Source organism: Roseibium sp., from assembly GCF_965276855.1.
GTDB lineage: Bacteria > Pseudomonadota > Alphaproteobacteria > Rhizobiales > Stappiaceae > Roseibium.
This window is the reverse complement of the sequence record NZ_OZ255700.1, coordinates 4,563,935-4,586,237: the sequence shown is the minus strand read 5'-3', so window position 1 is coordinate 4,586,237 and position 22,303 is coordinate 4,563,935. Positions and strand designations below refer to the sequence as shown.

The 22,303-nt window shown below is 56.1% G+C and carries 27 protein-coding genes; 13 read left to right on the top strand and 14 right to left on the bottom strand.

What is annotated here, in order from left to right:
- Positions 1-75 precede the first annotated feature (75 nt).
- On the bottom strand, positions 76-510 hold the full coding sequence (locus ACQY4Z_RS21165; protein WP_428529626.1) for an Lrp/AsnC family transcriptional regulator: 435 nt from the start codon (positions 508-510) through the stop codon (positions 76-78).
- A gap of 134 nt (positions 511-644) precedes the next feature.
- Between ACQY4Z_RS21165 and ACQY4Z_RS21160 the strand changes: the two genes are divergently transcribed.
- On the top strand, positions 645-1,544 hold the full coding sequence (locus tag ACQY4Z_RS21160; protein ID WP_428524593.1) for a DMT family transporter: 900 nt from the start codon (positions 645-647) through the stop codon (positions 1,542-1,544).
- Positions 1,545-1,553: 9 nt separating this feature from the next.
- Here ACQY4Z_RS21160 and ACQY4Z_RS21155 read toward each other — a convergent pair whose 3' ends face one another.
- The 3 genes from ACQY4Z_RS21155 to ACQY4Z_RS21145 all read right to left on the bottom strand — a co-directional run bounded on the left by ACQY4Z_RS21155 (position 1,554) and on the right by ACQY4Z_RS21145 (position 4,280).
- Entirely contained in the window at positions 1,554-3,335 is a 1,782-nt protein-coding gene (locus ACQY4Z_RS21155; RefSeq protein ID WP_428524591.1) for a B12-binding domain-containing radical SAM protein, read from the bottom strand.
- A 96-nt stretch (positions 3,336-3,431) separates the two neighbouring features.
- Complete coding sequence (gene yidD / locus ACQY4Z_RS21150) at positions 3,432-3,782, bottom strand: membrane protein insertion efficiency factor YidD (protein ID WP_428524589.1); 351 nt, start codon at positions 3,780-3,782, stop codon at positions 3,432-3,434.
- 45 nt (positions 3,783-3,827) lie between these two features.
- Positions 3,828-4,280: an iron-sulfur cluster assembly scaffold protein gene (locus tag ACQY4Z_RS21145; RefSeq protein WP_428524587.1), complete on the bottom strand. Its 453-nt coding sequence runs from the start codon at positions 4,278-4,280 to the stop codon at positions 3,828-3,830.
- Between the two features lie 287 nt (positions 4,281-4,567).
- Here ACQY4Z_RS21145 and folE point away from each other — a divergent pair, with 287 nt between their 5' ends.
- Positions 4,568-5,194: a GTP cyclohydrolase I FolE gene (folE, locus tag ACQY4Z_RS21140; protein ID WP_055671275.1), complete on the top strand. Its 627-nt coding sequence runs from the start codon at positions 4,568-4,570 to the stop codon at positions 5,192-5,194.
- 51 nt (positions 5,195-5,245) lie between these two features.
- Positions 5,246-5,701: a phosphoribosyl-AMP cyclohydrolase gene (hisI, locus tag ACQY4Z_RS21135; protein WP_428524585.1), complete on the top strand. Its 456-nt coding sequence runs from the start codon at positions 5,246-5,248 to the stop codon at positions 5,699-5,701.
- 62 nt (positions 5,702-5,763) lie between these two features.
- Here the strand turns inward: hisI and ACQY4Z_RS21130 are convergent, their stop codons facing one another.
- Together ACQY4Z_RS21130 and ACQY4Z_RS21125 are read right to left on the bottom strand one after the other, a co-directional pair.
- Positions 5,764-6,195, bottom strand: a complete 432-nt coding sequence (locus tag ACQY4Z_RS21130) for a CBS domain-containing protein (RefSeq protein WP_428524583.1) — start codon at positions 6,193-6,195, stop codon at positions 5,764-5,766.
- A gap of 103 nt (positions 6,196-6,298) precedes the next feature.
- Positions 6,299-7,081 carry a rhomboid family intramembrane serine protease gene (locus ACQY4Z_RS21125; RefSeq protein WP_428524581.1) on the bottom strand — a complete coding sequence of 261 codons (783 nt, stop codon included), beginning with the start codon at positions 7,079-7,081 and terminating at the stop codon, positions 6,299-6,301.
- 545 nt (positions 7,082-7,626) lie between these two features.
- Between ACQY4Z_RS21125 and ACQY4Z_RS21120 the strand changes: the two genes are divergently transcribed.
- The 3 genes from ACQY4Z_RS21120 (at position 7,627) to ACQY4Z_RS21110 (ending at position 10,247) form a co-directional block, all read left to right on the top strand.
- Positions 7,627-8,295, top strand: a complete 669-nt coding sequence (locus tag ACQY4Z_RS21120; RefSeq protein ID WP_428524579.1) for a PAS domain-containing protein — start codon at positions 7,627-7,629, stop codon at positions 8,293-8,295.
- A gap of 157 nt (positions 8,296-8,452) precedes the next feature.
- Positions 8,453-9,091: a PilZ domain-containing protein gene (locus ACQY4Z_RS21115; protein ID WP_428524577.1), complete on the top strand. Its 639-nt coding sequence runs from the start codon at positions 8,453-8,455 to the stop codon at positions 9,089-9,091.
- A gap of 541 nt (positions 9,092-9,632) precedes the next feature.
- Positions 9,633-10,247, top strand: coding sequence for a transglutaminase-like cysteine peptidase (locus ACQY4Z_RS21110; protein ID WP_428524575.1), 615 nt, complete (start codon positions 9,633-9,635; stop codon positions 10,245-10,247).
- A gap of 198 nt (positions 10,248-10,445) precedes the next feature.
- Here the strand turns inward: ACQY4Z_RS21110 and ACQY4Z_RS21105 are convergent, their stop codons facing one another.
- Positions 10,446-10,973, bottom strand: coding sequence for a gamma carbonic anhydrase family protein (locus tag ACQY4Z_RS21105; protein WP_428524573.1), 528 nt, complete (start codon positions 10,971-10,973; stop codon positions 10,446-10,448).
- A 3-nt stretch (positions 10,974-10,976) separates the two neighbouring features.
- A complete protein-coding gene (locus tag ACQY4Z_RS21100; RefSeq protein WP_428524571.1) occupies positions 10,977-11,300 on the bottom strand; it encodes a DUF6949 family protein in 324 nt (107 codons plus the stop codon).
- A gap of 387 nt (positions 11,301-11,687) precedes the next feature.
- On the opposite strand from ACQY4Z_RS21100, the gene ACQY4Z_RS21095 reads away from it, so the two are divergent.
- Positions 11,688-12,221, top strand: a complete 534-nt coding sequence (locus ACQY4Z_RS21095) for a hypothetical protein (RefSeq protein ID WP_428524569.1) — start codon at positions 11,688-11,690, stop codon at positions 12,219-12,221.
- Positions 12,222-12,279: 58 nt separating this feature from the next.
- Here ACQY4Z_RS21095 and ACQY4Z_RS21090 read toward each other — a convergent pair whose 3' ends face one another.
- Positions 12,280-12,495, bottom strand: a complete 216-nt coding sequence (locus tag ACQY4Z_RS21090; RefSeq protein ID WP_008189983.1) for a DUF3126 family protein — start codon at positions 12,493-12,495, stop codon at positions 12,280-12,282.
- A gap of 120 nt (positions 12,496-12,615) precedes the next feature.
- Positions 12,616-13,434 (bottom strand): serine O-acetyltransferase, encoded by an 819-nt coding sequence (gene cysE, locus ACQY4Z_RS21085; RefSeq protein ID WP_050775975.1) that lies wholly within the window; start codon positions 13,432-13,434, stop codon positions 12,616-12,618.
- Positions 13,435-13,600: 166 nt separating this feature from the next.
- Between cysE and ACQY4Z_RS21080 the strand changes: the two genes are divergently transcribed.
- Positions 13,601-14,416: an enoyl-CoA hydratase-related protein gene (locus ACQY4Z_RS21080; RefSeq protein WP_428524566.1), complete on the top strand. Its 816-nt coding sequence runs from the start codon at positions 13,601-13,603 to the stop codon at positions 14,414-14,416.
- Between the two features lie 129 nt (positions 14,417-14,545).
- Here ACQY4Z_RS21080 and ACQY4Z_RS21075 read toward each other — a convergent pair whose 3' ends face one another.
- Positions 14,546-15,430, bottom strand: coding sequence for an alpha/beta fold hydrolase (locus ACQY4Z_RS21075; protein WP_428524564.1), 885 nt, complete (start codon positions 15,428-15,430; stop codon positions 14,546-14,548).
- 44 nt (positions 15,431-15,474) lie between these two features.
- Positions 15,475-16,230 (bottom strand): alpha/beta fold hydrolase, encoded by a 756-nt coding sequence (locus ACQY4Z_RS21070; RefSeq protein ID WP_428524562.1) that lies wholly within the window; start codon positions 16,228-16,230, stop codon positions 15,475-15,477.
- 209 nt (positions 16,231-16,439) lie between these two features.
- Here ACQY4Z_RS21070 and ACQY4Z_RS21065 point away from each other — a divergent pair, with 209 nt between their 5' ends.
- The 5 genes from ACQY4Z_RS21065 (at position 16,440) to ACQY4Z_RS21045 (ending at position 20,100) form a co-directional block, all read left to right on the top strand.
- On the top strand, positions 16,440-16,685 hold the full coding sequence (locus tag ACQY4Z_RS21065) for a zinc-finger domain-containing protein (RefSeq protein ID WP_040452254.1): 246 nt from the start codon (positions 16,440-16,442) through the stop codon (positions 16,683-16,685).
- Between the two features lie 25 nt (positions 16,686-16,710).
- Positions 16,711-17,925 carry an FAD-dependent monooxygenase gene (locus ACQY4Z_RS21060; RefSeq protein ID WP_428524560.1) on the top strand — a complete coding sequence of 405 codons (1,215 nt, stop codon included), beginning with the start codon at positions 16,711-16,713 and terminating at the stop codon, positions 17,923-17,925.
- Positions 17,926-18,035: 110 nt separating this feature from the next.
- Positions 18,036-18,779 (top strand): competence/damage-inducible protein A, encoded by a 744-nt coding sequence (locus ACQY4Z_RS21055; protein WP_428524558.1) that lies wholly within the window; start codon positions 18,036-18,038, stop codon positions 18,777-18,779.
- Positions 18,780-18,794: 15 nt separating this feature from the next.
- Entirely contained in the window at positions 18,795-19,304 is a 510-nt protein-coding gene (gene gpt / locus ACQY4Z_RS21050; RefSeq protein WP_428524556.1) for a xanthine phosphoribosyltransferase, read from the top strand.
- A 136-nt stretch (positions 19,305-19,440) separates the two neighbouring features.
- Positions 19,441-20,100 (top strand): L,D-transpeptidase, encoded by a 660-nt coding sequence (locus tag ACQY4Z_RS21045; protein WP_428524554.1) that lies wholly within the window; start codon positions 19,441-19,443, stop codon positions 20,098-20,100.
- A 22-nt stretch (positions 20,101-20,122) separates the two neighbouring features.
- On the opposite strand, the gene sfsA is transcribed toward ACQY4Z_RS21045, so the two are convergent.
- Both sfsA and ACQY4Z_RS21035 read right to left on the bottom strand, forming a co-directional pair.
- The gene (gene sfsA / locus ACQY4Z_RS21040; RefSeq protein WP_428524552.1) at positions 20,123-20,827 is read right to left on the bottom strand and encodes a DNA/RNA nuclease SfsA; all 705 of its coding nucleotides are present in this window, start codon (positions 20,825-20,827) and stop codon (positions 20,123-20,125) included.
- Between the two features lie 40 nt (positions 20,828-20,867).
- Positions 20,868-22,292 (bottom strand): TrkH family potassium uptake protein, encoded by a 1,425-nt coding sequence (locus tag ACQY4Z_RS21035; RefSeq protein ID WP_008192452.1) that lies wholly within the window; start codon positions 22,290-22,292, stop codon positions 20,868-20,870.
- Positions 22,293-22,303 lie beyond the last annotated feature (11 nt).

Genomic DNA, 22,303 nt, shown 5'->3' with positions numbered 1-22,303 from the left:
TAAGACGGCTAGCGTTCTAAAGCGTTAACGGCTCCGGTTTGGAAAACGTCACGCAGACCAACACAACGTTGACCGCTAAAACTCTAAGGGCACCCGCCGGGGCACTGGTTGAGATTTGACGATCGAGGTGCTCGTTTCAGCCTTGTCCGTGATCCGTTCAAGGATGCTGTCCAGTTCTTCGATTTCCCGGATCACCAAACGCACCACAAAACAATCGTCACCTGTGACTTTGTCGCACTCAACAACCTCTGGAATTTCCTGCAGCAACTCTCGGACGATATGGAGTTTTCCCGGCAACGGCCGGACGCGTGTAATCGCCTGAAGCGCGTAGCCGAGAGCCCGGGGATCAACATCGGCCGTAAAGCTGCGGATGACACCGGAATCTTGTAAGCGCCTGAGCCGGTCCGAAACACTTGGCGACGACAAACCGACCTTGACGGCAATGTCCTTGATCGAAGACCGGCCATCCTCGATCAGAATTTTCAATATTTCACGATCTTGGGCATCCATATCTTTCACTTTAAACTCCAAAGGGTTTTTTGCCTAATTTTATGAGGTCAATTACGTCCACTGCCTTGAATATCATATGGAGTGACTCATTCAAACAGCAGATCCTTGAAAGCGTATTGATAGGAGTTGCTCAAATGTCAGAAAGAACCACCGGCATTTTGGAAATGACCTTCGCGATGACCTTGATTGGCACCTTAGGCATTTTCGTTGTTTTCAGCGGAGAAAACCCGGTCACGGTCGCCTTCTGGCGTTGCCTGTTCGGCGCTGTCGGGCTGGCGCTCATATGTTCACTCAAAGGCGCTTTTGCATACAAGATCTCACTGAAGCAGTTTCTGCTGGCGGTCTTGGGCGGCATCGCGCTGACCACCAATTGGGTTATGCTGTTTCACGCGATCGGGCATGCGTCCATTTCACTTACGACGGCCATCTACAATACGCAGCCTTTCATGCTGGTATGTTTTGGCGTGCTCTTTTTCGGAGAACACCTGACACTCAGAAAGCTGTGTTGGTTGGCTCTCGCCTTTTGCGGTGTTGTGGTGATCGCCCAATCAAAACCGGAACTGGCTTATGCGGATGGCAACTTTACCGTCGGTGTCGCCCTGTCCATTGGCGCCGCGTTTCTTTGGGCCGTCGCAGTTGTTGTCACCAAAAAGCTGAGCGGCATACCCTCCCATATGATCGCGCTGATACAGGTCTCAGCAGGTGCCATCCTGCTTGCCCCTTTCGCGAGTGTGGCGGACCTCCCATCGCAAAGCTCTGCTTGGGGCTCCCTGCTCACCCTCGGTTTTGTGCACACTGCAATGATGTACACGATCTTGTACTCAGCAGTACAGAAGCTGCCGACAGACCTTCAGGGTGCGCTGACGTTCCTCTATCCATCTGTCGCCTACGTCACCGACTATTTGGTTCTGGGACAGAAACTTGGAACCGTGCAGATCCTCGGCGTTGCGGTGATCATGCTGGCGGCTGCGGGCATGACACTCGGATGGCGTTTGCCGTTCTTTCGGAAAGAGAAAAGCTGGCACCAGGCCTAGGCCGTTTGCTTAAGAGGCCAGCGCACGTTTTTTCGCGGCCTTGACGATTGACGCGTCCCGGGCGGATTTGGCAACAGCGTCTTTTCCGCCCCGCGTTTCCGTAATCATCGCCAGATCTTCTTCCATATCCGCGCTCATCGGTGCGATCGCCACATCGGAATATTCGCGCCGGCCGGGCGCCGCTTTTACCCTCCGGTAGATCCGGTGTACACGCCAAACTGCAGACACATAAGCCCAGTGTTTGGAGATCACCTCCCAGACATAGCGCGGGTAGAAGACAAGCGGATTTTCAATTGGCAGTCCACTGCGCCGGTCTTTGCGGAATTTGAGCCGGAAATAACCGCCCTCCAGCGGATGAACGCCCTCACACTCGATCATCAGTTTGAACCACATCATCAAGAACAGCTTGTTGCCCGGCCGTCCCTTTTTGTGGGCTGCAGCCCGGCGGAGCACCGTCTCAATGTGGCTGTCGGAATAATAACTCGACCAGGCCTCCCGATAGGCCTCCTCCCATTCATCATCGCTCATCTTCGAATGATGGGAGACCCGGTGATTGAGGTCGTACTTGTTAAGATCCGGATCCATCCAGATACCTTTTTCAAGCAGAACCTTGTGATCTTCCGAGCCTGGCAGAGGCGTGAGGAAAAAGAACTCAAGAAGGTCGAGCGGCAGCTCCTTCTTGATGATTTCGACATCCCGTAAGACCGCTTCCTTGGTGTCTCCCGGAAACCCGATGATGTATCCGGCATAAGTGGTGGCGCCGTGGTCACGCCACTTTTGCAACATCTGCCGGTATTCGGTAATCTTGTTTTGCCGTTTCTTGGCGGCGAGCAGATTGTCGGGATTGATGTTTTCAAGACCGATGAACACCCGGTTGACCCCGGCCCGGGTTGCCTTTTCGATAAAGTTATCAATCCGGTGGCAGAGCGTATCCACCTGGATGATGAACTTGATGTCGAACTTCTCCTCCTCCCGCAATTGAATGAGCCGGTCGAACAGCGGTTCCCACTCACGATTGCGGGCGAAATTGTCGTCTGTGATGAAGAACCGGTCGATGCCCTGCGCATAGTTGTCGCGAATAATCTGCTCCAGATCATCTGCGGACCTGAACCGGCTCTTGCGCCCCTGCACATTGATGATCGTGCAGAAGGAGCACTGGAACGGGCATCCCCGCCCGAGATCAAAGCTGGAATGCGATCCGGCGGTGAACTGGATGTGCTTGGTCGGCAGAATCGGCGTCGGCTCTCCTTCAAGCGACGGCAAATCCGCCATGAAATTGTAGAGTGGCTTCAGGTCATCATTAAAGGCGTCCCGGAAAACCTGATCGAGCCGCCGCTCCTCTGCCTCGCCTGCAAAATAGCAAACACCCTCTTCTTGCAGCGCCACCATTTCTTCGGGCAGGTCATCAAGCATCGAAATACAGCCTGAAACGTGAAACCCGCCAATCGCCGTCGGCAGCCCCTGGCGCATGAACTCCCGTGCAAGATCCGTTGCCCTTGGAAACTGATTGGATTGCACCCCAACCAAGGCAATCAGCGCTTTGCCGCCCGTGCGCCGGATATCCCGCGCAATCTTGTTCGGTCGGACGCGTTTGTTTGTTTCATCATAGGTGTGAAGATGAATCTGGACATTGTCACCAAGCGCGTTGCGCTCGCGCGCCGCCTCAGCGAGCCCGTTCAAGCTGGCCAACGTGTTCGATGGAATGGCGGATCGAAGCCATTGAATTGGGTAGCCGTCGTCGTCGTAGTGCGTCGGCTTGATCATCACAAAATGGAAGTCTTGCGCGTTCATCTGCCCTCTCCTGCACCAGAAGCCGGGCCAAAAGAGTTGCACTCACGCTAGGTAAGTTCAACCTTTTCTTAACGTTGCGTCATTCCTGCTTTGAAATCAATCTATTCGATGGTCGTCAGGGATATGGTCGCCCGTCCAGCGGCCATACCGCCAGGGCAAATACCAGCGCGCAGTGTCGGGAAGTGCGTCGGGAAGCGGATCAAACCCTGACGCGCCCCAAGGATTGCAGCGCAGGATCCGGGACAATCCCAGCCAGCCTCCGGCCCAAAAACCGAACCTGCGGATGGCCTGATCCGTATAGTCGGAACAGGTTGGCGCATACCGGCAGGTCCGTCCCATGAAGAGCGACAGGGTGTGGCGGTAAATCCAGACCAGTCCGATTGCCGCCCATCCGGCTATTGAAAGCTTTCGGGACTTCTCCGGTTTATAGTCGCATGATGAACACATCTGGAGGCTTAATCTGAAATCAGGCCGGTTATTGCAAGGCACAGCTTATGCGGCGGCACCGTCGGCCTTTGTATCAGCCGCAGCTTGATCAAGCGCGCCCACAACCGCATCGAACGTTAGAAGCGTTGATGCATGCCGCGCTTTGTATTCACGCACGGGCAGCAAGAACTTCAGATCCTCGAACCGGCCAACCGGCGGCTCCCCACCTTCTTTCAGCATGGCATGCATGGTTGTCTTTAAGGTCCGCAACTCTTCTTCAGTCGCGCCGACCACATGCTGCGCCAGAATGGAAGACGATGCCTGACCGAGCGCGCAGGCTTTCACATCATGCGCGAAATCCGTCACCACGCCATCCTTGACGCACAAATCGACAACCACCGTCGACCCGCACAGCTTGGAATGCGCCTTGGACGTCCCATCCGGATGCTCAAGCCTGCCAACGCAGGGAATGTTGCCGGCGAACTCCAGGATCTTTGCATTATAGATGTCGTCGAGCATTCTCGCCTCTTCGTGACAGCTAGTGAGCAGGTGCCGCATTGTCGGCACGCTTGTTTCATATATATAGATCAGACGCCACAGCAATTTCGCAAGGGGCAGAGTGGTCGCAGCCAGATGAAAAGGCGCCGGATCGGCGCTTGACGCTGGCTTAACCCGCTCAGAAACTGTGCGTTCGCTTTTCGTGCGGAGTATGCTACATCTCCGCGCCCTTTTGATCGAGAGGTCTTGATCTGAGCCAGAGCGGATGCCGTATGACGAGTGATAAGGGTAAAATCGCGAGGATCCCTATGGACGCTGTCCTAAAGCCGGTCGGAAAAACATTCGAACGTAAAACACCGGATCAACTTCAACGCCCGAGCCGTGAAGAGGCGGAGGCTGCTGTGCGGACCATCCTCGCCTGGACCGGTGATGACCCGGACCGCGAAGGATTGCTGGACACGCCCAAGCGTGTCGTGAAAGCAATCACACAGTTGTATGGCGGATATTTTGAAGATCCGGCCGAGCATCTTGAACGCACGTTCGAAGACGTCGGCGGATATCAGGACATCGTGCTGGTTCGCGGCATTCCGTTTCATTCGCATTGCGAACACCATATGCTGCCGTTCGTCGGCGAAGCACACATTGCGTATTATCCGGCAGAGGGCGTTGTCGGTCTTTCCAAGCTGGCGCGTGTTGTCGACATTTTCGCAAAACGCTTGCAGACCCAGGAAAACCTAACGTCGCAAATCGCTTCAACCATCGACGACGCTTTGGCGCCGCGTGGCCTTGCCGTGATGATGGAAGCTGAACATCAATGCATGACCATGCGCGGTGTTCAAAAACCCGGTGTATCCACGATCACCACGCAGTTCACGGGCATCTTCGAAGACGATCCGGCCGAACAAGCCAAGTTTATGACTTTGGTGCGCGGTTAAACCTACCTATAGTGGCCATCCAGCTCCCTGGGTGGCCAAAATCGAGTTTACATGTCTGATTTGATTATTTCCGCCCGCGCCGACAAAGCGACGGTCGAAGAAGGCGATCGCCTGATGCCGAAATTCGACCAGGACGGCCTGATTGCAGCTGTCGTGACGGACTTCAAAACATCTGAAGTCCTGATGGTCGGCTACATGAACGAAGAAGCCTTGAAACGCACCATCGAAACCGGAGAAGCCTGGTATTGGAGCCGGTCCCGTCAAGGGTTCTGGAAAAAGGGCGAAACATCCGGACAGATCCAGAAGGTGCAAGAAATCCTCACCGATTGCGACCAGGACGCCCTGGTCGTGAAAGTCACCGTGGAAGGCAATGGCGCGACCTGCCACGTCGGTTACCGGTCCTGCTTTTTCCGGAAGGTTTCCAACACACAAGACGGGACCGTTCGCTTGGAAAACGTAGAAAAAGAGAAAGTCTACGACCCCAAGGAAGTTTACGGAAAGAAATAGAAAAAACGGCTAACCAATTAGTCAGCCGTTTTTGATTGGCAGAGCATATTCACTACGCAGCATCAGGTCGTCGTAATGTAGCTGCGCATTTGCTCAGCTTCATGTTCGACCTGGGCAATCTTGTGTTTCACGACGTCGCCGATGGAGATAACTCCAATCAGTTTGCCCTCGTCTACCACCGGCATGTGACGGAACCGGCCCCGGTTCATGCGCCCCATGACCTCGTTTGCTGCATCCATCTCAGTGCAGGTCATCACGTCCTTGGTCATGATTGATGAAACGGGTTGAGACAACGCAGACGCCCCCTGCAGACCGACGAGGCGCACCACGTCCCGCTCCGAGACAATGCCCTCGATATGCCGGTCTCCATCACAAAGCACCACGGCGCCGATCTTGTTCTTCGCCAGAATCTCGGCGATCTCACTCACCGGTGCGGACTTATCCGCCGTGATGGTGTCGTGGCCTTTCGTCTTCATGATTGCGGCAACGGTCATGTAAGCAAACCTCCCTTTGCATCCAAGGACCGGTTGCATCCGGCTCCCTGATCACCGCATCATGGCAAAAAAATATGGCGACGCAAAGCCTTGACGTTGCCCGTTACCAACCCCGTCGCTGGGGCACTGGATCAAAGAGCGGGAACAAAGCTAATCCAGCTACAAAACCGCCAATATGAGCTTGCCAGGCAATGGACGCCGCCTGTCCACCGCTTGTCAGTCCGAAGAAAATGTTCAATCCAAACCAAACGCCGACAAAGACCAGAACCTGCTGGTTCCGGAAACATTCGCTGAGCGGCTGCGCGGGAACAAAATAAGCACCTCGATCGGAGCGGCGGAAAACGCCTAGTGGTCCGCCCATCTCAAAGACAAACCGGATTGCTGCTGCCATGTGGCCGGATATAGCGGCTGACGCGCCAATCATGGGCGCAGATTCGCCCCAGTGCGTCGCTAGATGCACAAAGGCACCGCCAACGGAGCACAGGGCAGAAAACACCAGGAACCGACCGAGTCCGAACCTGCGGACAACGGCGCTGCCGAAGATCGCCATCCAAAGTAGATTGAACGTCAGGTGCATCGCACCGCCATGCAGGAAACTATAACTTACAAAAGCCCAAATGCTGGAAGCAAGATCCATCGCCTGCAGACTGCTCAGCGCTGTGTACTTCACCGGCCAGAATGCCAAGAAGTACAGCATCATGTTGTTCCAGCCAGTCGGGAAAACAAAGGTCCGCACAACATGAATAGCGATCAGGGCAACGCTCAGCCAGATAATCGCGGCCGGCAGATTCAGCGCCGGCGGCTCGGATGGGCGTTGCTCGCGCTCGCGCTGCTTGATCTCTTCGTCGCGGCGCTTGCGCTCCTCATCAAACTGGTAAACGTTCATGGAACCTCGCATCTCACTGTTCCAAAGTTGTAGCCCGGCAACGGGACAAAACAAGGGCGGTGACCAACAATCAAATACGCTTGCTGAAACATGGTGAACGCAGACGCACTTTTGTGTCTGATCCTGCTCTTGCCCTCCATAACAAAACGCCGGCTATCGGAACGATAACCGGCGTTTGTCGAGCCCCCCACAAAAGGTCGCGTCCCCACGCGCCAAATTGAGGTGTCTTGCTGCGATCGCCACTCCGTTTGCGGGTTCTTGTGCGTCCCTTTCGAAGTTTTCGCGCCCACACGGACTGAGGTTTCGCCAACCCCAAGTCCTGAAGACAGAGTGAATGTGCCAGCCAAGGGGTGTACTGGCAAGTTTTACCAAGGATTAACCTTAACAAGGTGTTACTCGACGATTTTTTCATACTTTCAGCGACTTGGCACACCCCCTGCTTAGTAAGCGGCAAACAAAAGGACGGATGTCGGAGCGTCCCGTTTTGAAACAGTCACTGTCTTGAGACGAAACAGCGCTCCGGAGTGGGACGAAAGGCAAGTCAAATGAAACACGGCGTGACCCAAACACTGTATTCCTATTGGGACTCCCTACGCGGCGCCCGGCAAGCTCCGAACCGCAGCGAAATCGACCCCGGCGAAATCCGCGGTTTGCTCGGAGACACGTTCATACTGGAGACCAATGGCCCGACCGATGTGCGGTACAGGCTGGCCGGCACCCGTCTTTGCTCTGCGCATTGCCGCGAATTGAAAGGCCGCAACTTTCTGCGCGGCTGGAACGCCAAGGATCGCGAAGCGCTTGAAAGCCTGATAGCCGCCATCACCGAGGACGGCGCTGCTGCCGTGGTCGGCGTCAATGGACATACCGAACGCGAACAGGAACTGCAGATGGAAATGCTGCTGGTTCCCCTGAATGTGCCGGGCGAAGGCCGTATCCGCATACTTGGCAGCGCTGTACCCATGGACAAGCCTTACTGGATCGGGCTGCACCCGATCCTCAAACAGTCCATCAACAGTTTGCGCTTGGTTTGGCCAGACGAGCGCCCGTTTTTCACTGCGGCAAGCCATTCAAACATCAATCCGATCATGCCGCGATTCACTGCGGAGGATATGCCCGTCCGCACTCCGGTTTTGCCGCAAGGCGCCGCCATACTCCCGCAAGGCGCAGAACGGCAGGTGGGTCATTTGACCGTCTATTCCGGCGGCAAGTCCTGACAACCCGGTCAAAACCCTTAATATTGAGCGATGTGTAAGGTACACTCTTACACATCGTTAACCCCAATGCCCCTAAAGTGCGTATGAGAGTTATTGCGATTCTCGCCACAAACGGGGTAAGTGCGCCGCACGGCGTACAATTTTGGAAATTGCAGGCATGAGCGCCGGATTGGCAACAGCAGCACCAGAGGGAAGCAAATCGCTTCAAGTCACGGACCGCCGGCGCCATCAACGGGTTCAGGTAAATATACTTGGCCGTTTTATGCTTGAAGACCGCAGAGAGTATCCGTGCCAGGTGATCGACATGTCACCAGGTGGCATGGCAATGATCACCCCAGTTTCTGGCAAAGTCGGCGAACGCGTCGTCGCATACCTTGACCACCTCAGCCGCGTAGAGGGCCGGATTTCCCGGCTTATTGACGGCGGCTTTGCAGTCGAGCTGCGCAACACAGTGCGCAAACGGGACAAGATTGCAAACGTTCTGACTTGGCTCGCAAACCGGGATGAACTTAATCTTCCTGAAGATCGCCGCCATGACCGCTTCGTTCCGAAGAACCAGATGACGAAGATGATCCTTCCAGACGGAACGGAACATGTCTGCCGGATCTTCGATGTATCCCTCTCAGGTGCAGCAATCGCAACAGATGTGTTGCCTGAGATGGGCGATCAAATCACACTCGGCAAGATGCGGGCCCGTGTTGTCCGCCAGATCGAAGGCGGAATTGCTGTCGAATTCGCAGCTGTTCAAAGCCGCGAGCTGCTCGAACACCACATCACGACGCCAGAATCTCAGTAAAACACCCGCTTTTTGAGTTTTATCCCTCTGCTGCAAGCAGTTTATGAGGGCTGACGACACTTGGCCTCTGTAAAGACGTACAAAACCAGCGGTCAGATTTGATCAGATCATCAGCCGCGCTTAAGCTTGGGCACTTGCCTCCTTCCAAAGCAGCCAGCTGCGCCCAACTTGGCCATAACCAGGCCTTCAAAACACTGACCGAGTGGTTCCAGGCAGCCTCAACGCATTTTTTTTCAACTTTTTTCAAGCTTCGACACAGCAGAGAAACGCAGTGTTTCGGGATCAGAAAACCTACCTCAACGGGCTGAACTCACATTGATGAATTTCCCTTTCGAAGAGGAACTACCACGAAATGAGCGACTTACAGAGGATCGATAAAATTTGAGACAAATTTTCTTCAAAATAGATTCAAAACCAATTCAAGTATTACTAAAATAAAATTCAAAACAAATTCAAATAATAATATAAATTTACCACCTCAATTTCCGTGAAGTAAAAATCAGAAATGCATCGTGACGTCAGCCTTGGGGAGGGCGTTACGATGAAACATCTTGGGAAACTACTTACTACCACTGCAATCTTGCTTGGCCTCGTCGGATTGGCGCCACCAGCGCACGCCGATCCAGGCAGGTTTATGGACATGAAATCCGCAGTCAAAGCACCAATTGGCCACAGGCAGTTTTGCCGAGACAACAGTTGGGCTTGCCAGAACGAACGGTACGAACCGGTGGTCGTCAAACTGACGGAGAACCGCTGGAATGAGCTGATAGCCGTCAATGCGGAAGTCAACCGGCGCGTGCGGCCCATGACCGACGCCGACCTCTTTGGCAAAGAAGAGTTCTGGACGTATCCGGTAAATGGGTATGGCGATTGCGAGGAATATGTTCTTGAAAAGCAACGTGTGCTTATCGAAGCTGGGTGGCCCAAAAGCGCCCTTCTAATCACGGTGGCGAAAGACATTCAAAATGGCGGCCATGCCGTTCTGACAGTCCGAACGGACCACGGTGACATGATCCTGGACAATCAGATCGAGGCTGTGCTGCCTTGGTATTCGACCCCGTATCGGTACATCAAACGTCAATCAGCAAGTTCACCGGTCAAATGGACCGGGATCTCGGATACGCGCGTGACGACAGTCAGCAGTATTTCGAACTAATTCGGGAATTGGCCTGACCTCAAGGCCGATAGGACGATCCGGTCGCGTCCCCACCCTCCCCATCCCTACCACGACCGGATCCAGGGAACCGGCCCGCCCCCGCAGGCCGGTTCCTGCTTTTTGGAACAGGGGCATTGCAGCAGTTTTCATTTAACGGGAATTGGAAACGGCAAGCGGTGATGCTACCAAGGCAAGACTTCAGAGTTCAGACAAACCGTCGCTATAGTGCTGCCAGTTGGCGACATAGCCGTCAGCTGACCGCAGGATGTCAGCGACCGTACTCTCAGGTCGTTCACGCACGACCTTGCCGGGAACGCCGACCACCAATGAGTTGTCGGGAATAACCTTGCCCTCCGGGATGAGCGCATTTGCGCCAACAATACAGTTGGAACCAACAACCGCGCCATTCAGGATAGTCGCCCCCATCCCGATCAGCGAATTGTCGTTGATCGTGCAGCCATGAAGAATGACCTTGTGGCCGATCGTGCAATTGGCACCGACGGTTAGCGGGTATCCCGGATCCGCGTGAAACACGCAGCCGTCTTGAACATTCGACCGCTTGCCAATCCTGATGGGCTCCCGGTCCCCGCGCAAAACGGCGTCGAACCAAACGCTGGCGTCATATTCAAGGTGCACGTCGCCTATCAGCGTTGCAGTGGGTGCAATCCAGTAACTTCCGACCTCAGGAAGCTGCGGTCGCACACCATCAAGTGAATAGATCGGCATTGCTTACGCGTATCCGGCCACAATCAAGGCCACGTTCATGACCATCAGCCCGGAACACATGCTCCACATGCCAGCGATGGTGGACGAAGCAACCAGCCACCCCAACGGCCGGTTCTCAATACGCCGACCGCGGATAGCATTGCGCATGATGATGAAGGGACCGGCAAAAACACATACGAGGACACCGGCGACGAATCCGACGAGAGTGGTGCCGGAAAAGTTGAATTTCGGCGGTTGATTGGTCACCAGCTGGTAGAGGCTTCCAAGCAACCCTGCAGCGACAAATCCTGCGCAAGCAATGTATCCAACGATAAGTAAATCCAGCATGGCCCCCGTTAACCTTCTGTTAACCTCTTCACTGAGAAAGTGATGAAGAAATCGTAAACGGTCAAGAGCAAACAACGTGCCGTCCTGGCCACAGAATAAAAACCCCCAGTTTTTCGTATGTTACGCCGGAATGCACCAGTCCTGCGTTGGAACACTTGTCTCATTCCTGAACACTGTGTGCCAGCTTAGGTCATTAGAAAGGCACGGCACGTGATCAGGCCGACCCTGCCAGCACCAATCAATGCTAAGCCAGTTCATTTCGCGATGCTGGCAACGGCACTATGCGTGCTGACCTTCGCGCATATCACTGACCGTGGATACTATTGGTTTAAGCGCGCAGCCCCGCTTTTCCAATCAACCCCTCGACACGCTTTGGTGAGCGTCTCCATGGGCCCTGACCAGCTTCACATCCCAGCCGGATACTTCAAATCAGCCACCCATCGCATCTCAGCCTCCGGACAGAGCTCCCCGTATCAGCAGGTCAGCTTGCTGATGACGTGGCCGGACCTCAGGATGCCCGGCGAAGACGACGCCACGGCACAGCTCGGGACACCTCTGCCGCTTATCCAAGTGGATCTGGAGCATGATCCGTACCGGGAAACACTCAGAACTCAGCTGGATCCTGTCTACAAGCGCCTTGCCCGCGGCGGTGCGCGGCCAACGACAGCAGGGTTGAACATGTTGATGTTGTCTGCCCGGGCGGCGCAGAACCGGGATATCATCGTCTATGACCCCGAGGCCAAGGACGGTTTTATTGCCCGGTGTGTCAAGAAACGCAGCGGGGCAAAGGCGGTTTGCCATAGAACGGTCACGCCCGGTGGCGGCCGGCTGATCCGCTACCAGTTCGATCAAACCTTGCTTCCTAGTTGGCGCGAGCTTGATGCGGCGATCAAGGCGAAGGTTCGCGGCTTTCGCGCCTAAAGACCCATCAAAAAAGCGGCCCACCTGGGCCGCCCTTTAGAAAACTATCTGATGAGCCTTACACTTCGTCGAGATCGATCTCGAGAATGGCCATCTGGAAGTTCCAGCTCAGGTCTTCATCTTCGTCATCACGGAAGATAACACCGATGAATTCCTCACCGATATAGACCTCCGCGGAATCGTCCTTTTTCGGACGCGCCCGGACCTGCATGCTCGGAAGATCGAACTTTTTACGCAGATAGGCTTCAAGCTTGCGGATTTCTTCGGGGTTCACGTGGCTCTCTCCTTGTCGTTCGCCATATCCATCAGTCGTGGTGCGGACCCTACAAGAGAGCCGGGAAATGCCAAACCTTTTCGATCAGCTTTCCCCGTCTTCCTTCATACTGGCCACACCCTACTCACCCAGGAGCTGGTTCATGCTACGGGCTGGCTCCGGACACCCGGCCTTCCCAACGATCTTCGCCGGAACACCTGCAACTGTGGTGTTCGCCGGGACATCGGTAAGAACAACAGAGCCGGATGCAATCCGGCTGCAATGCCCGATCTCCAGATTGCCGAGCACGTTAGCGCCAGCGCCAAGCAAAACGCCGTGCCGGATCTTCGGATGCCGGTCGCCGTCTTCCTTCCCCGTGCCGCCCAGCGTCACACCTTGCAGAATGGAGACGTCGTCCTCAATCACAGCGGTGCCGCCGACAACAATGCCGGTGCCATGGTCGATAAAGATCCCGCGCCCAACCGGAACGGCCGGGTGAATGTCGATCTGGAACACTTCCGAGCAGCGGCTCTGCAGATAAAGAGCGAAGTCCTTGCGGCCTTTGCGCCAAAGCCAATTGGCCAGCCGGTGCGTTTGAAGGCCATGAAAGCCCTTGAAATAAAGAACGGGCTCAAGATAGCGGAAGCATGCCGGATCACGATCGAACACCGCGACGATGTCCACCCGGAAAATCTCGGCAAGCTCCGGCTCGTCCGCCAGCGCTTCCAGATAGGTCTGGCGAATAAGCGACGCAGAAACGATGTCCCGCCCCAGGCGGTCGCCCAAGCGGTGAACCACAGCCTCTTCCAGGCTGTCGTGATTTAGCACCGTCTCATAGACAAAGGACGACAAGGCTGGCTCTGCCGCCACCATCGCCTGGGCTTCGTCGCGCAACTGCTGCCAGACGGGATCGTGCTTCATCACGCGATCTTCGCCAGGTTGGCGTACCGGGGTCGACATGGACTGTCTCCTTTTTAAGCCCACTTCACATGGTCTTCTAAAATAGGCGCTGTGCGTGATATTCCAAACAAAACTTGCTCATATCAGATATCAATCACTCTAATGAATCGTTTTTTTACGATCAATAATCCGGCACCCGCCCTTTTGCAAAGCTCCTGAGGTTCACATGAGATCCGATCAATCCCCGTCTCAGTCCGAAGATACCAATCCATTCTTGCGTGTTTCCGGTCAGATTGCCGAATTGATCCTGAATGCTCCAGACCGCAAAAATGCCCTGCCCCTGGCAGGCTGGGCCCGCATTCCCAAATTGCTCGAACCGCTCCGCGACAACGCCGGCCTGCGCGCCCTGATCGTGCGCGGCGCCGGTGGCAAGGCCTTTTGTGCGGGCGCGGACATTGCCGAATTTGAGGCTGTCCGATCAACCGCTGACAAGGCCGCCCATTATGATACGGTCAATGTCGCGGCCTTCCGGGCCTTGAAAACCCTGCCTGTTCCGGTCGTCGCGGCCATCGAAGGCCCGTGCCTTGGTGGCGGCCTCGGGTTGGCGCTGGCCTGCGATCTTCGGATCGCATCGGACACCGCCTTTTTCTCCATTCCAGCAGCCCGCCTTGGCCTCGCCTACCCACCGGACGCGGTTGCGGACCTGATCGAGGCCGTATCCCCGTCCAATGCGAAAAAGCTGTTGTTCACGGCCGAACGCCTCTCCGCCGAGACCGCCCTGCAGATCGGCCTCATCGATGAGGTTCACGAAGCAGGCGCGCTGGATGACCGGATTGCTGAGCTGTGCCGCCACTTTGAACAAAATGCACCGCTGTCCCTGAAAGCGGCCAAGACAACCATCAATCTTCTGGCATCGGCAAGTGCAGCGGCTGACTTGAGCGCCGCCCAAACGATGGCCCGCACCTGTGTCGACAGCGCCGACTACGCCGAAGGCTGCCGCGCCTTCCTTGAGAAGCGCAAGCCTGTTTTCACGGGGCACTGAACCGGAATTTTCTCAATGGAAAGAGGCCTTTACCCCAGAAGCTTGAATCTAAAACAAAGATAGACGGGATTGTGAATCAACCGATGAAGCATTCCCGCCACCAGATTCAAATAACTGACAAATTTCCACTCAAGCAATCAGCGCTTCGGATTTCAGGTCGGTGAGAAACTCTTCCACTGCCTGGGCGAAAACGTCGTTCTTGTCGCCAGCAACCATGTGACCGGCGTCCTGAATGTCGGTGAACTTGGCATGGGGCACGCAGTCTAGGAATTCTTCCACATGCGCCATGGACACCAGCTCAGAGTTCCGACCGCGCAAGAGAAGCACGGGTACTTTGAGGTTTTCCGCCGCCTTGATCATGCCGGCCTGGACCCGTTTTGTGATCTCTGCATCTGAGTGTTCCCGCACCTTCAGAAACGCAGGGTCCCAATGCCAGCGGTACCGGCCATCGGCATGCAAGCGCAGATTTTTAGACAAGCCCGAAAGGTCCTTCGGCCTTGCGCGGTTTGGCAAATACCGGGCGATGGCATCTGCCGCCTCTTCAACCGTGCCGAAACCTTCTTCGACCTTGTCTCCCATAAAGCCAAGGATTTTGTAGACCCCATCCATATCGACACGCGGCGTGATGTCGACCAGAACAAGCGCGGCTTGATTTCCCGGCGCTTCAGCACCTTCCGCCAGCATGCCCGCAAAACCACCGAGCGACGCGCCAACCACAACCGGTTTCGCCCCATGCTTTGCGATCACCTGGCGGCAGAGCGCGACAAGATCCTTGGCAAAATCTGCGAACATGTAGTTGCCGGACGGAACCCAAGCACTTTCGCCGTGGCCCCGCTGGTCGACCGAATAAACAACATGTCCAAGCGCTGCGATCCGTTCCGCCGCCGCGGCCCACGAATGGCGCGTCTGCCCGCCGCCGTGCAGCAGGATCACCGGCTGGCCACCTGTCCCATATTGATCGGCAATCAAGGCGTTTTGTTCCGCCCCTTTGAATTCGATCCGTTTTGCGTTCATGTCTCCTCCCAATCTGCACGTACAAGCTGGCGTAAAACCGCCGGTCAAGCATCGACGTTGTTCAAAAACGCCAGGACCCCTTGCTTGTGAACCTTGTCTCCGACGGCCACCATGTGATCCCGCCCAGGGATCTCCAGCACGTCTGCATGCTGCATCAACGCAGCCAATTTGTGCGGCGAACCGGCAATGTCATCCCGGGTTCCAACAGCCACCAAAACCGGCCGTTCGATGCGTGCAATATCGTCTTCGCTGATCTTCTGACGCGAAGAGCGCATGCAAGCCGCAAGGGCCAAGCGGTCGGATTTGGTCTGTTCGGCAAACGCACGGAACGCCCGGCCTGTCCGGTCCGTGACGTCCTGCAGGCGGTCAGCCTCGAGCGCAGCGGCAATCGGCTCCGGGTCCCCCACCCCTTCGATCATGCCATAGCCAAGCCCGCTGAAAATGGCTCGTTTGACCCGCTGCGGATGATTAAGCGTCAAAAACGCACAGATCCGGGCCCCCATCGAATAGCCCATGACATCGGTCTGCTCGATCCCAAGATGGTCGAGCAGTTTCCGGGCGTCTTCCGCCATCATCGGAGCACCGTAGGCCTCCGGGTCGTGGAATTTTTGGCTGTCCCCATGGCCCCTGTTGTCGAGCGCGATCACGCGGCGGCCTTCCTTGATGAAAAGATCGACCCAGCCCGTGTTCTGCCAGTTGACCGCCTTGTTGGAGGCAAAGCCGTGGATCAACAGGATCGGATCCCCTTCGCCCTCGTCCAGATAGGCAATCTGAACACCATCCTGCTCAAAGACCGGCATAAAACTTCCTCTTACGTAAACGTAAAACCCGAATTTCAACCACTGTACTGAGAATGATCTCAATTGGCAAAGCCGGATTTCCACGGGGGTGGCAGCCACAGTTTGGTTGGTGACCGCGGCAAGGTTGCCTCTGTTCAACCGGGCATCAAATCGGTATGGTCCGGCCAAAAGAGCTTGGCGCAACCGCCACAAGAATTGAGGAAGTGATCATGGCAGATCAGGTCGTCCCGCATTTTCAAAACACCAGCGGCCACGATTCCATCGCAATCGGCGCAAAGGAATTCATGTGCATCGGCGCCCATCCGCCGTTCGATCACCCGCATGTCTTCCTCGATATGGGCAGCGAAAAAGAAGTCGTCTGCCCCTATTGCTCAACGCTTTACAAGTACGACGCCACGCTGGCTCCGAACGAATCGTCTCCTTCCGACTGCACCTGGGTGCCGGAAGCTGCGTGAAACTGCCTGATAGACCAGAGCTGTCATGAGCGAGACCGGCACGCCCCCCTCCCCGATCGTCATCGCCGGAGCAGGCATCGGCGGCTTGACCGCCGCTTTGACCTTGCGCCGGGCCGGCCATGAGATCGTGCTCATAGACAAAGCCAAGGCTCTGTCAGAAGTGGGTGCGGGCCTGCAGCTCTCCCCCAACGCGTGTTCGGTCCTCGACGGCTTCGGACTGCTTCAAGACCTCAAAGCACTTGGCCACCAGCCGGATAATCTTCGGGTCTGGTCCGGCAAGACCGGAGATCAGATCTCCAAGGTCAGGCTTGGGTCTTATTTGCTCGAACGGCATGGCCAGCCCTTCATTGTGATCCACCGGGCGGATCTTCAGGGCACGCTTTTGAAAAAGGTTGAGGCGACCGACGGCATCAAATTGATGCTCGGCACCGCCCTCACCGATGCCAAGACGGGCGATGCCGGCAACCTGATGTGTACATATCAGGCAGGCGAAACAACCGGGACACTCAACTGCAAGGCCCTCATCGGTGCGGATGGCGTCTGGTCAACGGTTCGCCGATTGATCCCGAACCACAAAAACGCGCGCTTCAGTGGTCAGGTCGCTTACAGGTCCACACTGCCAATCGACAAAATCCCTGCCAAGTGGCGCAAGGATTCCGGGCTGTGGCTGCACAAGGACAGCCATCTGGTCCATTATCCGATCCGCAGTGGTGAGCAGCTGAACATCGTTGCGCTGGCAACAGAAGACTGGCAGGACGAAACATGGTCGGCACCAGCCGGCAAGGACGAACTCCTGCACCGATTCAAGGACTGGCCAACGGACATCCGCAATCTGCTGAATGGGCCGGAGCGCTGGTTGAAGTGGGCCTTGTGCACGGTCGACGCCAGTGGTCCCTGGACGCATGGCCAGATTGCCCTCCTCGGCGACGCGGCCCATGCAATGCTCCCTTATATGGCCCAGGGCGCGGCTATGGCGATCGAAGATGCTGCCGAGCTTGCGAACCATTTTCCAGTTGAAACGGAAAACACCGCAGCGGCTCTGAGAGCCTATGAGCGGACCCGCAAACCACGCGCGGAACGCATTCAGGAAACCGGCTTTAAAAATGCGAAAACGTTTCACATGTCCGGTCTTCCGGCCACAGCCCGCGACATGGTGATGAAGTTTTCAAAACCAGAGAGCCTTGCGGCCCGCTTTGACTATGTATACGGCTGGAAACCCAACCAAGCATTGCCCTCCTGACCGCCTTCCGCCGTCTTAATCGTGGGGCGGCTCCAAGTTTCTGACGCAAAAGGTTGAGCCGGACCGCAAGCTGCGATAAAGCCAAGCATCCGGATCGAGGGAGCGCTGACATGACAGCTGATGAGGCCGATGACGTTGTAACCGCTGCATTTCTTGTCATCGGCGACGAAATCCTGTCCGGACGCACCAAAGACAAGAATATCGGCTTTCTCGCTGACTATCTGACCGCTCTTGGCATTGACCTCAGCGAAGTTCGGATCGTGCCGGACGTTCAGGCCGAAATCGTCGGCGCTGTGAATGCCCTCCGGGCGAAATACACCTATGTCTTTACGTCAGGCGGCATAGGGCCGACCCATGATGACATCACCGCCGAGGCCGTCGCTGCTGCATTCGACGTGCCGCTGAATCTTGACCCCCGAGCCGTTGCGATCATGGAAAAGCACTATCCGCCGGGTCAGTTCACCCCTGCCCGCCAACGCATGGCGCGGATCCCGGAAGGGGCGGATCTCATTGAAAACAAGGTGTCCAAGGCTCCCGGATTTCGGATTGGCAACGTCCATGTCATGGCCGGTGTACCCGCGATCATGCAAGCCATGATGGATGCGGTGGCGCCGACGCTGCAAACGGGCAAGAAGATGTTGTCTGAAACGGTTGCGGCAAACATGCCGGAGAGCCGGATTGCCGAACGCCTGGCCGCCATTCAGGACGCCCATCCTGAAACTCTGATTGGGTCCTATCCGAAAGCAACGGACGGAAAATTCACCACACAGATCGTAATTCGATCCAGAGACGAAACCATTCTCGCAGCCGCCACACAGGATGTGGCCCGCGCTGTTGACGATCTCTCTGGATGACTTGAAGGAAAAGAAATGGAAAACCCAGCACAAAACAAAGCTTTCCCGGTCTCCTGGGACATGTTCCACCGGGATTCGCGTGCCCTTGCCTGGCGCCTATCGAGCGAAGGGGAATGGAAGGCCATCGTCTGCATTACCCGCGGCGGTCTGGTCCCGGCCGGTATCGTGGCCCGCGAACTTGGCATCCGCACCATCGAGACCGTCTGCATCGCATCCTATCACGACTATGACAGCCAGGGTCGTCTGGAAGTTATCAAACCCGTTGATCCGAAGGTAATCGATCTGGAGGACGGCGAAGGCAGCGGTGTTCTTGTCATCGACGATCTCGTCGACACCGGCAAGACCATGAAAGTGGTCCGGGAGATGCTGCCGAAAGCACATTTTGCAACTGTCTACGCCAAGCCGGTTGGCGTTCCGATGGTCGACACCTTCATCACCGAAGTCTCCCAGGATACCTGGATCTATTTCCCGTGGGATATGGGCTGGCAATTCCAGCCGCCGCTTTCCAAAGACACGGCAGGCTGATTTCAGGCAGTCCGCATCACAATTCGCGGATTATCCTGAGATCCATTCGACGGCTGGTTGACCGAGAGGTTCAACCGGCCGTTTATGTTTTTGGAAGCCTCACGATGATTCTCGCAAAAGCCAAACGGAATCCGGCATGCTGGACAGACGCACATTCTTGATTTCGGCAGCAGCTGCGATCGCAACCGGCTGTTCGGGAAACTCGACTGCCAAACTGCCACCCAAGCCGAGCCTGACCAAGCCGGTCTCGACAGATTATGTGCAGATGTATGCGGCCAGACCGCAGGAGCGTTTTCCTATTCCAGCCGTCGACATTTCCAAGATCGATCCGAAATTTTACAGGCAGGTCGTCGACTACAACTCCTCCGCGCAACCAGGCTCCATCGTTGTGGAGACCCATGAGCGCTTCTTGTACCTGGCGATGGGGGACGGAAAGGCAATGCGTTATGGGGTCGGCATCGGGCGTGACGGCTTTGCCTGGGGCGGGCGGGCGCGGATCGCCCGGAAAAAAGCCTGGCCAACCTGGACCCCGCCCGCCGACATGATCAAACGCCAGCCGAAACTTGCCAAATACAAGAACGGGATGGACCCGGGGTTGGACAATCCCCTTGGCGCGCGGGCGCTTTACATCTTTGAAGGCAACAAGGATACGCTTTACAGGATCCACGGCACATCGGAAACCTGGTCAATCGGCAAAGCCGCCTCGTCCGGCTGCGTCCGTATGCTTCAGCAGGACGTGATTGACCTTTACAACCGCGTGCCGGAGGGAACTCCGATCACGGTCTATCAGGTTTAAGGGCCCAGGCGGAGGGTTTCGGTCAATCGTTGATCGCGACATCCTTCACAGCATCTATCCCGTCGAGGCGGACATCGCAGCCGATGGCATAGGCTTCAACACCCGCGGCCTTGGCAGTTTTGAAAGCCTCGGCATAGTTTGGATCAATGTCAGAGGCGAGTGAAAGCGTATCGCAGTCAGGACGCTGAACCAGAAACACCATCGCCGACCGGTGACCTTCCGCAACCATATCTCCAAGCTCGACCAGATGCTTCGCTCCGCGGGCTGTCACGCTGTCCGGAAACTCGGCAAGACCGGGTTCCCGCATCAGGTGCACGTTCTTCACTTCAACGTAAATCTTGGAGCCATCCGCCTGCTCCAACAGAATGTCGATCCGGGAATTCTTGCCGTATTTCACTTCCCGGCGCAGGGTTTCAAAACCCGCCAACCCCTGAATGCGGCCCGCCACCAGGGCTTCTTCTACCAACTTGTTCGGATGGGCGGTGTTGATGCCGACCAACGCACCATCGGCTTCAATCACTTCCCAAGAATATTTCAGTTTCCGCTTCGGATTGTCGGACGGCGACAACCAGACCCGGGATCCAGGTTCCTTCAGGCCCAACATCGACCCCGGATTGGCACAGTGGGCCGTAACCTCTTCGCCGGTTTCATCGAGAACGACATCCGCCAGAAACCGCTTATAGCGCTTGACGAGGCGGCCGCTGACAAGGGGGACAGAAAACTGCATGAATGACTTCCTGAAGTGATACGCAAACGATCAGAGTGGGTTACTTCGACCAGAAATCCGGGTCGAGCAGAACCAAAACCGTGAACAGCTCCAAACGGCCAACAAGCATGGCAAAGGACAGGAGCCATTTGGCCCCATCCGGCAATGGCGCGAAATGCCCCGCCGGCCCGATCATCGGCCCGAGTCCCGGACCCACGTTGCCGACAGACGTCGCAGCAGCCGAAATCGCTGTCACCAAGTCAAGATCGAAGAACGACAAGGCTACGGTGATCACACCGACAGACCCCAGATAGACCACCAGAAACGCCAAGACCGAGAAGGACAGCTCCGGGGTCAGCCGGGTCCCCGCATATTCTTCCGACATGATCCGGTGTGGCCGAACCATCCGGCGCAAGTGGGCGCGGACCGTGCCGAAAAACACCAGAAACCGGAAAATCTTGATGCCGCCGGTCGTCGACCCGGTACATCCGCCAACAAACATAAGTAGGAAGCAGGTCCCGACAACCGGAGCACCCCATTGTTCGAAATCGCCCAGTGCGTAGCCGGTTCCGGTCACAATGGAGACCACCGTGAAAGTTGCCTTGACCAAGGCCTCGTCGAAATCAAAATCCATCTTGACGCCAAGATGAACCGTGAGGGCCAGGGAAACGATCGCAAGAAATCCGAGGAGTACTCGGACCTGCGGATCCCGCCACAAAAGAAGCGGTTGCCCGCGGAGCGCCTGAATGATCAACACAAACGGCATCGCGCCGATGATCATGAAAACAATGGCGACCCAAGCAGACGAATGGTTCTGGAAATACCCGAAGGACAGGTCATGGGTCGAGTACCCGCCCGTCGCGATCGTTGTCAAAGCATGGTTGAACGCATCGAAGAGCCCCATGCCCGTTGCCAAATAAGCGGCGATACACAAGACGGTAAGGAACAGGTAGGCCAGCCCTAACAGCCGGATCAGTTCAACAGAGCGGCTGACGATCTTTTCTGACCGGTCGGAGCTCTCGCTTTGAAACAGCTGCATCCCGCCAATGCGCAGGAACGGCAGCAAGACGATCGCCATAACGATAATGCCGACGCCGCCCATCCATTGCATGATCGACCGCCAGACCAGCAATCCGGGCGGCAAACCATCCAGACCGGTCAATACAGTGGAGCCGGTCGTGGTAAAACCTGAGACCGCTTCAAACACGGCGTCTGCGTAGCCGATCCCAAGCCAAAGAAAAGGCAAGGCTCCAAAGGCCGGTAGTGTTGCCCAGGCAAGTGTCGTCAAAATGAAGGTCTGCCGAGTGTCGAGACCCTCCTTAAGCGATCCGCCCATGGACAGCGACAACAGCATGCCAAACATGCCGGTTAGCAAGGCAGAAAAGACGAACGCCTGCCAATCTGCATTCTTCTGCGCGACGTCGATGATGGCTGGGACGAGCATGGCGGTCGCAAGACCGACATACAAAAACCCAAGAACGTTCAAAACTGGTCTGA